Annotated in this window: 10 protein-coding genes; all 10 read left to right on the forward strand. The window is 45.6% G+C overall.

Annotation, left to right across the window (positions count from 1 at the left end):
- The first annotated feature begins 116 nt into the window (after positions 1–116).
- Positions 117–2,138 (forward strand): vWA domain-containing protein, encoded by a 2,022-nt coding sequence (locus QM657_RS02535; protein ID WP_415064948.1) that lies wholly within the window; start codon positions 117–119, stop codon positions 2,136–2,138.
- Positions 2,139–2,241: 103 nt separating this feature from the next.
- Positions 2,242–4,410 carry a transcriptional regulator gene (locus QM657_RS02540; RefSeq protein ID WP_415064949.1) on the forward strand — a complete coding sequence of 723 codons (2,169 nt, stop codon included), beginning with the start codon at positions 2,242–2,244 and terminating at the stop codon, positions 4,408–4,410.
- A gap of 100 nt (positions 4,411–4,510) precedes the next feature.
- Complete coding sequence (locus tag QM657_RS02545) at positions 4,511–4,939, forward strand: membrane-associated protease 1 (RefSeq protein ID WP_333651487.1); 429 nt, start codon at positions 4,511–4,513, stop codon at positions 4,937–4,939.
- A 33-nt stretch (positions 4,940–4,972) separates the two neighbouring features.
- Entirely contained in the window at positions 4,973–5,398 is a 426-nt protein-coding gene (locus QM657_RS02550) for a membrane-associated protease 1 (protein WP_333651488.1), read from the forward strand.
- 53 nt (positions 5,399–5,451) lie between these two features.
- On the forward strand, positions 5,452–5,868 hold the full coding sequence (locus QM657_RS02555) for a J domain-containing protein (protein ID WP_415064950.1): 417 nt from the start codon (positions 5,452–5,454) through the stop codon (positions 5,866–5,868).
- Positions 5,869–5,885: 17 nt separating this feature from the next.
- Positions 5,886–6,452, forward strand: a complete 567-nt coding sequence (locus QM657_RS02560; RefSeq protein ID WP_415064951.1) for an FHA domain-containing protein — start codon at positions 5,886–5,888, stop codon at positions 6,450–6,452.
- Between the two features lie 49 nt (positions 6,453–6,501).
- Positions 6,502–6,999, forward strand: a complete 498-nt coding sequence (locus QM657_RS02565) for an FHA domain-containing protein (protein ID WP_333651491.1) — start codon at positions 6,502–6,504, stop codon at positions 6,997–6,999.
- 11 nt (positions 7,000–7,010) lie between these two features.
- Entirely contained in the window at positions 7,011–7,871 is an 861-nt protein-coding gene (locus QM657_RS02570; RefSeq protein WP_333651492.1) for a protein serine/threonine phosphatase 2C family protein, read from the forward strand.
- Complete coding sequence (locus QM657_RS02575; RefSeq protein WP_415064952.1) at positions 7,852–9,561, forward strand: hypothetical protein; 1,710 nt, start codon at positions 7,852–7,854, stop codon at positions 9,559–9,561. Before QM657_RS02570 ends, QM657_RS02575 begins: the two co-directional genes overlap by 20 nt.
- Positions 9,562–9,641: 80 nt before the next feature.
- Positions 9,642–12,074 carry a hypothetical protein gene (locus QM657_RS02580; protein ID WP_415064954.1) on the forward strand — a complete coding sequence of 811 codons (2,433 nt, stop codon included), beginning with the start codon at positions 9,642–9,644 and terminating at the stop codon, positions 12,072–12,074.
- The last annotated feature ends 4 nt before the right edge of the window (positions 12,075–12,078 follow it).

The following is a 12,078-nucleotide window of genomic DNA, read 5'->3' on the forward strand; positions in this document are numbered from 1 at the left end:
TTTTGTTGCTAAAAATTACATCTAAGATGCTATTTATGACATCTTGGATTTTTGTGTCGATTTATGGTGTATACTGTAAAACATGAAAAATAGGAATTCACAGGGGGAAGAAATCAGTGAAAAAAATAAGGAATGCCTTATTTATATTAATTTGTTTTCTCTTTCTTTCTGCTTCCTTTTGTGCCTTCGGAGAGGAAATAGAAAGTGAAAAGAGCGGTCTGGATGTTACTTTTGTTATGGACTACAGCGGTTCCATGGCGGCCAATGATCCGGACCGGACGGCTATTGGTATGGTAAAGGCATTTATTGATACTGTCTACAGTGCTGATATCCGGATCGGATTCGTGGCTTACAATGATCACATTCTGTCTTCATCAGCACCTGTTTCTGTAAGGACCACCGAGGAACGGGAGTCCCTGAAGGGACTGATGGATTCTGTCGGTTATCAGGGCAATACGGACATAGGACTTGGATTAAACTACGCCTATGGACTGACCGGACAGGAAACAGGCCGCAAGCGGGTGATGGTTCTGATTTCAGATGGGGAAACAGATTTAAAGGGCTCTTCCACAGGCAGGACCAAAGAAAGCTCTGATCAGGACTTAAAGAATGCTCTCAATGCGTTCCGATCTGAAGACGTGGCGGTTTATACGGTGGCTTTCGGCAGGTATGAAGGAAGCAGCCAGGTTTTAAAGGAAATCTCCAGCGGAACAGGGGGAGAAAATTATACGGTTGAAAGGCCGGAAACCCTGATCGAAGTGCTGTACGGCATATTCCATGACAACATGGCTTACCAGATCCAGGAGATTGCCAATGGCATATACGGGGAAGGCAGCCAGAGCCTCCGTCTTAAGCTGGAGGATTCCTATATCGATGAGATGGCAATTCTCATGATTTCTCCCCAGCAGGTGGGAGATACCACAGTCTTTTACGGAGAACAGCAGATAAAACCGGTTAATCTGACCCATTATTCTGTGGCAAAGGTATGGGATGTGGAAAAAGATATTAAGGAAATGACCATACAGACCAGCACAGCCAGGAACCAGGAGCTGAAGATCTATCTGATCAGCTACAGGAATTTAATTCCGGTTCTGGAGATAGAAAGTTCGGCAGCAAGAAACCAGACCTTTCCTTACCGGATTTATTTTAAAGACGAAAGCGGGGCAGTCATTGCCGACGAGGCATTTTATAAGAACTTCACTCCAAAAATAGAAATGTACGGAGAGGGACAGTCGGAAAAGGGCAGGAAGGAACTGGAGATATCCATTCAAAACGGAATCCTTGAAGGTGAAATCGCCATATCCCGGTCAGGAACCTATTACATAGAGTCAAGGCTTGATGATGTTATGGAATCCTGTGTCTTTGATACAGCGAGAATCCAGGTCATCAACACCCCTCCAGCCGGAGGATTTCCGGGGAATATCCATTACAACCCCCTTACAAAAGAAAAACAGTTTGTTCTAGATGAGTATTTTACTGATTCCGATGGAGACAGTCTCTCCTACGAATTGGACCAGTCTCCCAATGATCTGGCAGAGGTCAGCTTAAACCAGGGAATCCTTTCCATAAAGCCTTTAAGGTCGGGAAATGAAAGCCTTATTTTGAAAATTTCTGACGGAGAAGCAGCCGCTTCCTACACATACTCCATCAGTGTGGTGCCTTTATGGAAAGCCTATTGGTGGGTTCTTGTTCTGGCAGCGGCAGTCTTAGGGGCAATCCTCTGGAAGATTTTTTACAAGCCTAAGCCTGAACTGGAAGTGATCACAGAAGAAAAGGCAAATAACCGTTTTCAGGGAAAGATGGATGGGTATTTTATGTGCCAGCCGGAGAATGAAGAAGAAATTCCTCCCCTCACATTTCCCTTATACAAGATCAGGGATAACCGGGTCAGCATTGGAGATCTGATGAAGAATTATCCGGAGGCATCTGACAGCATGGGACTGGACCGGATCTATTTAATTGCAGATGAGAACCGGAAGATGATTCTGTACCATTCCTCAGATTCGGTCATTATGCTGGGAAGCTCTATTTTGTGCAAAAACCTCAGGTACAGCGTGTGTTTCGGGGATATTATCTCCATTACGTCTCCTGATGGTGCTTATGATTTGGAAATTCATTATATTTCCATGATTCAGTAAAAGCAGGATCAAGTGCCTGCGGCAAAGATGATGTTCACGCTTTTGTCCGTACTAAGAGACAGAAGGCGAATGAATAAAAGTTAAGAAAGAGGGAGTATTGCATATGGAAACAATTACACAGACAAACCGAACGATCTTATTTTCTGAAATGAATCCTGAAAAGCTTAATCTTCTGACTTTAATCGGAGATGTAAGAGGAAAGACAAGCCTTGATGATGACAAGATCAAGGAAATCAACGAAACACTTCTGGTGGAAAGCTTTGGAGAATTTTTAGAGAAGTTTGCCCCAGTTGTCTATTCCTGGTGCGATGCCAACACAGGGAGCATTCAGTACAGTCTGGTAAACCCGGAAAATATACCGGATAACTGCATTACAGAAATACCGCTTAATGAAATGAATGATCTGCTTAACATGCTGATTACTTTACAGGATGCAAAAGGCTCCCTGGGAGTGGCAAATGTGGACTTTAAGTTCAGCAATGTTCTGGACATGATATCTCCGAAAAAGATTATGGAAGACATCCGTCAGGTGCGGAAAGAGGTTCAATACACCTACGGCCAGTACATGGAGCTGGATGAAGAAGATCCCAAACGCCTTGACCTGGGCGATAAGCTGAATTACCAGTTCGAGCAGGCCAGTCACAATTATAACAATGTGCTTGCCATGCTCCCCCTTGCCATTGAGGACATAAAAACCCGGCTGCTTTTGGGAGACGGAGAAGCAGCCCAGAGCGGCCAGGAATTTAAAGCAGGACTTTTAAGCATGGGAGATGACGGAGAATTAAAGATTCTGGAGATGAAGCAGGAGGAAGGAACTCAGCTGGCTATCGTCGATGACCAGATCAACACCAGTCTGATCCAGACTTTCCGGGATGATTACGATGCCCTCAATGAGAACCAGTCCGATTATGTGAGAGAACTGGTAGTCAGGACCTTCTGTCCTCTGGGTTCCACAGTAGAAAGCTCTGTGGACCGGGAAGCCGAGGTAAATAACTACAACACTTACCTGGAATTTTATAAAAAGAGCAAGGATGACTTTGTAAAAGCAGTCAAACCGCTTATTGAAAAAATTTTAGGGGTGAAGGCATTCTTTGACCAGTACCAGGTAAAGGAAAAAGGAATGCAGCCTAAGCTTTTAATTACCAACACTCCTTTGGAAATGATGGTAAAGTCAAGCAACCTGCCAAGACTTCTGACTTATTTAAATACCACCAATGATAAAAATGAATTTGAAAATACCATTTGGTTTGGAATCGTTCCTGATGTGGAACTGAACCAGTCCGGAGACGGAAAGCTGCAGAGAATGAGGTTTGCCGGAAACCAGAAGGTGAAAAAACCCGGAACCAATTCCATGGAAAGCCTTGCAACCCTGATGAATGCCATCAACCCATATAAGATAACCACATTTTTCAGCTTTTCCACCGGAGAAGAGAGCACATTTAATTATGTGGCAACAGAAGGAATCGGCATGTTTAAGGACAAGTGTACTCCTCTGATGAAGAAGGAGTACAGCGAGTTCGTAGTTCCCTGCATTCCCAACATCACCATCATACCGAAAGATAAGTCCGGGTTGATTCTGGACAAGCGTATGGTCATTGATGATAACGGAAACGTGGCTCTTTCCCAGGAGAAAGAGGATGTGATGAAGATGTGGATTGAAGGCGTATATGTGGGGGCTGCTTATGGAGCCGCCGGAATTTCCGCCTCATGGCAGTGCCCGGAATACTTAAAGCAGAGATTCCCTAACACCAGTATGGAGTATCCGGGTGTGCGTTATGACATAGAAACAGGTGATAATGCCCTTCTGGTTACCACCAGCATGACAAAGGAAATATCAGGATTTACCAATGCCATTAAAAATTCCATTAACAATACCGGTTTTGGATTTGTTTTCACCTCAGACAATGCCCAGCACAAGGGAAGGGAAATTAAAAATGTTATGGTCTATAAGGCCAGGAACTTACTGAGCGACGGAACGGAATTTGAACCGATTTACAAGACCCTTCTGGTCACCTATATTGAGAGAATGCTCCGGTTCTACAGCGGAGACTTTAAGAAAGATAAGATACTGCAGTTCTTCAGCAACAATCCCAACAGCCAGAAGAGCAAATGGGATGCAAGCCGCCAGTATGTCAACTCCCTGCTTCAGGATGGAGATGAACTGGATTACAGCATTGATGATAAGAATGGTATCTGCAATATTCAGCTGACCTTCAGCAATACCACAAGAAACTTAAAGGTGGAGCTGACCAGAAAAGGCCAGACCGCATAGACATGCCCCAATAAGGCATTGAAAAACCACTGTATCCGAAAGCCGGCGGTACAGGCTTATGGATTATAAAAAATTATTTATTAAGAATGGAGGACGTAATATGGGACTCAGAATGAAAATCACAGGCAGCGAATCCGTAGAGCTGCGTGAGACAAGTATCACCAACGTAGTGTTTGGAGCGGACATTCCCCATGATTCCAATGCCAGGTCCACAGACCTTGGCTCAACGGTACTGGTGGAAGGAAAGATCCTGGCTGCAGTAAACGGAGAGGCTGCTGATGATACCAGCAAGCTGGCCAGATGGTCTCTGGTTCCGGCGGAAAACTCAGACTGCTACCGGAATGTGCAGATTGATGTGGTAAGTGCCTCCCAGGTAGTGCGCCAGATCACAGTTCCCAATGCATTTGTGGTTGACTACACAGAAGACTTTACAGATGAAACAGGAACCGGCGTATTCAAGCTTCTTGTTAAACAGAAAAAAGACAAGATGGCTTCCCTGAAATTCGAAGGCGGATTCAGCGGAGAATAATCAGGAGGAATAAGAGAAAGGAAGGGACAAATTATGGGATTTACATTAAAAGTGGAAGGACCGTCTACCATTGATTTAGGAACCATCAGCATTACAGGAGTAAAATTCAGAACAGATATTCCCCATGATTCCAATGCACGTTCCACTGACCTGGGGAGTACAGTAGAGATTTCAGGAAAGATATTAACAGCAGTTGACGGAGATCCTTTTGACTCCACAAGACAGCTGGGCCTTTGGTCTTTAGTACCGGCAGAAAAGTCAGACTGCTACCGGAAGGTGACCATTGAAGTTATTGCAGCTTCTCAGGTAGTGAGGAAATATACATATCCCAATGCATTTGTAGTGGATTACAAAGAAGACTACGGTGATACAGAAGGTGTTGGAACATTCAGGCTTATTGTCAAGCAGAAAAAAGACAAGATGGCGCAGATCGCTGTGGAAGGCGGATACAGCGTGTAAACATGCGGAGGCTGCCGAAACGGTGGCCTCCTTTTGATAAGGGAAGAAAACACATGCTTGATTATTATAAGATCCTTGGAGTAAGCCCTCAGGCAGCAGATAAAGACATTAAGGCAGCCTACCGGAAGCTGGCTAAGAAATACCACCCGGATGTGATCAAAGACGATCCGGCAGGAAATAAAAAAATGTATGAGATCCAGGAAGCCTACGGGGTTCTGGGAGATGAAGATAAGAGAAAGAAATATGACGCCGCCTTAAAGGGGACGGGAAACAAAGAAAAGCCAAAGTCCCGGGAAGGGGAACGGGAGGCGGCTCCTGATATGAGCCAGTTTGAACGGTTCTTTGGTTTTCAGCCGGGGAAAGGGATGGAGACCTACCGGGATAAAAGACAGACGGCAGGCAGGGCGGAAGGACCTATTAAGCCGGAGGAAATGTTTGCTGCATTCTTTGGGACCGGAAAAGGAAAGTGACAGGAGCAGATAATAAAATGAAAAATAACAGAGAAAAGAAGATCAGGCTGGATATCACTATTTTAATCATTTCCTGTATTTTTGCAGCATCGGCCTATATGCTTCAGGTTCCCCCAAGCCTCTTTTATATGGCGGTGATTCTGTCACTGGTTCTGTGTGCAGCAGCGGCTGCTGATCTGTACAGGTTAAAGGGGCAGAAGGATTATGAAAGGGAAACGGCGGCCGGAGGCAGAGGCAGCCAGTATGGAGCCTGTGAGCTGATTTTGCTTAATGAAGAGGAAAAGCCGGTAAAATCCTGGGATTTAACTGGAGAAGTATCGGTAATTATCGGGCGGAAAAGCAAAGATGAGGATGTGGATGTAGATCTTGGAGAATGTGAATACAGTGCCATGATTGATGTTCAGCATGCCACTCTGAATTTTTGCCTCAATTCATGGTATTTGGAAGACCTGGATTCCCACAATGGAGTGAAGGTGAGAAAAATAGAAGACGGAGTCTGCTACCGTCTGGTTCAGAGCCGTCCGTGCAGGATCAGTCCGGGAGATGTGATCTATATTGCCAATACCAAACTTTTGTTTACATAGTTTTAGCAGTACCGGAAGAATAAGAAAGAAGAGATAGGAGACAAAAGCCATGAGTTTGACAAGGTGCCCGTCAGGACATGTTTATAATTCCATTCGTTATGGAAATACATGCCCTTACTGTAAGATGAAAAGCCAGGAGAATGAGGAAAGCGGTAAACCCATTGGATTTGAACCGCCTGTTGAGCTTTTACAGGAGGAAGTGAAACCGGTATGCGGCTGGCTGGTCTGCATTGCCGGAGCCAGAGTGGGAATGGATTACAAAATCCACAGCGGGAAAAATTTTGTGGGTCGGGGTGATGATATGGATATTCAGATCATCGGTGACAATGAGATCAACCGCCGCAATCACGCCATTGTGGTATACGATCCAAAAAAACGCAGTACAGTGCTTTTGCCGGGAGATTCCGAAGGTCTGGTTTATCTGAATGAAGAAGCTGTCTATATTCCTACTGATATCAAGCCTTACGATACCATAGAACTGGGAAAGAGCCGGTTTTTGTTTATTCCTCTTTGCGGAGATAACTTTGAATGGAATGATAAAACATGATGATGTCTGATATGAGAGCAGCATGGATTTTGGGAATATTGTTTATCGCTCTGATCTTCCTTGTTTTGAAACGGATGCAGTACGGATCTTCTCTTCCCGGGGAAAGTGCCGGAGGCAGATCAGGGGAATGGGCCGTCAGCCAGACAACCGGTAATCAGGAAATCCAGGCTGATTTTGTGGATGTATATAAAAACCACGCAGGTATTATGGGCGTTCTGGCAGATGGAATCGGAAAAGAGAATACGGGAAAGCTCTGTGCCCAGATGGCTGCTGATGCCCTTTTAGACGGTTTTGAGCCATACCATACCGTAAGCAATCCCCCGTATCTGTTTCGTACTGCCTTTCTGGAAGCCAACAGCCGCATTCAGAAAACCATAGGAAACCGGCGGGGAGGTGCCTGTCTGGGAGCCGTTTACACCGACGGTGCCATGCTCCATTACGGATTGGCGGGAAATATCCGGATTGCCTTGTTCCGGCGGGATGAATTAATTCCATTAAGCAAAGGGCAGACCATGGATGTGCTGGCAGTCAATGCCTATGAAGAGGGACGTTTGACGAAAAAAGAGACCATCTGGAGCCTGGAGGAAACCAGAATATGGAACTACCTGGGAAAAGACGGTTTCCGGGAAATAGAGCTGTGTGAGCAGCCGGTCCGGTTAAAGGCAGGAGATGTGATCTTTCTGGCCAGCTGCGGCATTTTCGAAGAGCTGTCCTGGGCAGAAATTGAGGATGTTCTTACAAGAGAAATGACATTACAGGAAAAAGCAGACTGCCTGGTAATGGCGGCTGACCAAAAGCCGGGCCAGGATAAAGACAATGGAAGCGTGCTGCTTTTGAAAGCGGAGGTTTTAAATGAGAAGGATCAATTCTGAGTTCCAGACACGTTATATGTCGGAAGAAGGGCAGAAGTTATCTAACCGTGATTATTTCGGATATGTGGAGATGGATGATTTCGCCTGTTATGTGTTGGCGGACAGTCTGGATGGGGATCTGGAGGCAAACAGCGCCAGATTTGCTGTGGAAAGCCTGATTCGAAGTTTTACGGAACATCCCTCCATGGGGAAAAGAAATCTCCTCCGTTTCATGCAGACGGCTCATAAAGAGCTTTTAAAAGAACACAAGGGGATGCATTTAAAGGCCTCCGTCAACATGATTGTGACGGACTATAAAAAGATCCGGTACTGCTATGTGGGAAACAGCCGGTTTTATTTGATCCGCAACAATCGGTATCTGGTTCAGACCGCAGATCAGTCTTTGACTCAGAACATGGTGAGAGAAGAAAAGATTCCCCTTGATCAGGCAGCTGTCCACGAAGAGCGGAACAATCTGTACTCTTATCTGGGAGAACGGGGACAGCCGGATATTCAGATATCCCCTAAAATCAAGGTGGAAGACGGCGATATTTTAGCCCAGCTCACCCGGGGGCTATGGGAGCGGTGCAGTGATGAAGAGCTGATGAACGCTGTTAAGGATGCAAAGGAGCCTGGGGATATTCTGGACAGAGTGGAAGATGTCATTCTGGGCCAGCAGGAGGAGAAAGCCTGGGGGAGCATTGATAACTACTCTCTGGCAGTGACCTTTATTCAAAAGGTTTATCAGAATCCAAAGAAACGGCTTTCATTAAAACAGATTCTGATGATTGCCATACCTGTCCTTCTGGTAGCGGGCGGTATCAGCCTGGGATTTTATTTAAGGCACCGCAGTGTGAAGAACAAGGAGCAGAATCTTTCCCAGCATATGGACAGCGGAGAGACCTATCTTCGGTATGACAATTACAAAAAGGCGGCTGAAGATTATACAGAGGCCAAAAAACTGGCTAACAGCCTGAAGAAAAAGAAGGAACTTTCAGAGGCGGACCAGTATTTGAAGCTGTCAGATCAGATATTACTGGCAGATGAAGCAATGACGGCAGGAGAATATAAGAAAGCGCAGGAGCTTTATTTAGGAGCCAGGGAACTGTCGGTGCAGGCAGGAAATGTGGGGAAAAAGTACATTGACCAGCAGCTGGAACAGACCAGGGCATATATAGATGTGTATGATTTAATCAGGCTGGGAGAAGAAAAAGAAGCCTACGGCGACATGGAGGGAGCAATTGCTTCTTACCGTCAGGCCAGAGATAAGGCGGCGGCTCTTTATTATGCAGCAGGAAAAGATGAAGCCTTAAGTAAACAGGCATCTGCCGAACAGAAGGCAGAAACAGCTGATCAAAAGGAGAAGGCAGCCGAGGCGGCGGCCAAGAAAGAAGCCCAGGAGGCTCAGGAGAAAGAAGCGGCGGCGATAAAGGAGTCTGAGGAGGCCCAGCTGGAGCTTGAAAACCAGCAGAAACTAAATGATCAGAAAAATGCCATTGATTTGGAAAACAAGGGAAATGAACTGCTGGCAGACGGGCAGTATGAAAGCGCCATTACTTATTACAGGACGGCCCAGTCCATTTACACCAGGCTGGAGCTTTACGAACTGGCAGATGCATTAAATGACAAGATTCGAGCGGCTAATGCCGGCATTACCGCAGAAGAAGCCTCTTTAAACCAACGCCAGGCAGAACCAGGAGATCACTTATGAGCCAATATACTTATACCTTAAACCCGGGAGCAAAAGATCCGGCAGAGAAAAATACATACAGAAGAAGTCAGCTGGAGAAGATGACTACATTTCAGCTGCGTGAAATATGCAGAAAGGAACGGCTGGTATCATCAGATATTTCTCCACTTGATAAAGAGGGCTTTATCCGTCTGATTATGCGTTTCAGAGGGCAGAAGGATTACCGCCACATTACAGAATTCTGTGAAGGGGGACTGGAAAGGCTCCAGATCCTGCTGGATTCTACTCCCATGGATGTGAAGACCGGAGAGGAAATACAGATACCGGCAAGTCTGGTTTTGTACATGGATATGGCTGTAGATGAGGTGGATGGTTACCAGGCCCAGGGAATAGGAACCTCTCTCTACGAGGGCAACTTACTTCTGGTGGATGAGAATTATCAGATTCACACCTGTCTTTACTTAAAGGAGAATAATGGAGAATATTGGATCTGCAAAGGAAAAGATGTTCCCATTGCCGAGCCCCAGAAGCATCAGTATTCCATCCTTTACTTTCCCGCAGAGCGGATTTCTGAACTGCTTTATGACCGGTATTACGGACAAGACAGGGGACTGCCGGGCAGCCTGTTCTGTATTCAGATTCCTCTTCTGGATCTGGAGCTTCGTCAGGCGGAGAAGAGCCAGCTCCCTCTGGTAATTGACTTTGGAAGCTGCAATACCACCATGGGAATCTGCCTGCCTGACGGAAGTATAAACGTGGCCAGGTGCGGAAACGGCCATGTGATTCCAAGCATGATAGGGGTATCGGGAATTCACGGGGAAACAGTGGAATATGTGTTTGGATATGATGCCATGGCTCTTAGCAGCAGCAATTATCTGGATCAGGATGTGCCGGTATTTTACGATATCAAACGGTGGATCAGCGATCCGGAGCGGAAGGAAAGCGTCATCCTGGAAAATGGAGCCAAGGTCTTAGTATGCAGAAAAGATATGCTGAAGGCTTTCTTTTTATATTTGATTGACATGGCGAGAAAGCAGTTTAAATGCTCCTTTCAGAATATCCAGATTCTGGCGCCTATCCGCCAAAAGGAGCGGTTTAAGGAGCTGTTTCAGGAGCTGCTGCCGGAGGCAGAGGTGGATTGCACCCTGGATGAAGGAGTGGCCGTATTATTTTCCAGTATCGATCATCTGATCTCCAGTGGAAATTATGAGCAGGATCACTGGTATCATGCCCTGATCATTGACTGCGGAGGCGGAACAACGGATTTGACCTCCGGAAGGTTCCGTATTCACAGCAGCCGGATTTCCTACAATGTGGATTTGGAAACCAGTTATGAAAATGGGGATACCAACTTTGGAGGCAACAACCTGACCTACCGGATTATGCAGCTTTTGAAAATATGCATCAGCAGACAGATTCAGTTTCATGGGCAGACAGATGCAGAGCTGTCCGGTCCGGGCGTGCTGGTGGAGGATGTGGGCAGCAAAAATCCCTATGAACGGCTGGAGGAGCAGTACCGGTTTGCAGAAAAGGTTTTTCCTACCAGATTCAAAGAGTATGCGGACCGTGGAAGAGAAATTTACTTTTATGTGAAAAATAATTATTATTACTTATTTCAGCTTGCAGAGCGGATTAAGAAATCATTTTTCCAGTCGGGTTTTCAGTATGAGCTTTGTATCAGTACGGAAAAAATGGCTGAAGAGGAACGAAAACAGCATTTGTTTTTAGATAAATGGAAACTGTCGGTAATGGAAGGCGGGCACTTGAAACGGCTGGAGAAAAACATATCCTTTCCCCTTTATCTGCACCAGATAGAGGAAATTCTAAGGCCCGATATATACCAGGTCATGGAGCGGTTTTTAAAGCATAAGTTTCAGACCGGAGAGCTTTCCAATTATGAGATGATCAAGCTGACGGGACAGTCCTGTAAGTCCAGGCTGTTTGAAGAGGCATTAAAAGAATATGTGCCTGGAGTGCTGATTCAGAGAAGCAGCAGCGAAGCCCGGGAAACAGAGCTTAAGATGTGCTGTCTGGAAGGGGCTCTTTCCTACTTCTTTAACCGTAAGCTGGGGTATATGAATGTGAGCCAGAGTTATCAGGTGGGTGCATTGCCTTATGAAATCATGTCTTATACCCATGAAGGAAAAGCGAAGACCCTGGTGCGCAGCCTGGACAGAGAGGGGCATATCGGTTATATTTCCCGGTTTATGATTGGAAAGCAGCTGGATATTCATTTGCTTGATGTATCAGGAAAAGAATTAAAAACCTCTTATTTCACCTGTGACATGAAGGAATTTGAACGGACCACTCAGCAGGAAATCAATACCCAGTACGCAGGAACGGTAATTCAGGAGGAGACAGATATCATTCAGGAAGGAGAAATGAAGTTTTTCGTTTGGGTTTCCAGAAAGCACTGGGGATTTGTGGTACTTCCTGTTATGAGAGAAAAAGAACTGCTTTACAAAGGAAAAGAAACCTTCTTTGCCTTTGAAGATGATACCTGGGAAGAAAACTTTTTTAATGGGAGGAAGTAGGCAG

The sequence above is a fragment of the Lacrimispora sp. genome (genome assembly GCF_047605665.1).
Lineage (GTDB): Bacteria > Bacillota > Clostridia > Lachnospirales > Lachnospiraceae > Lacrimispora.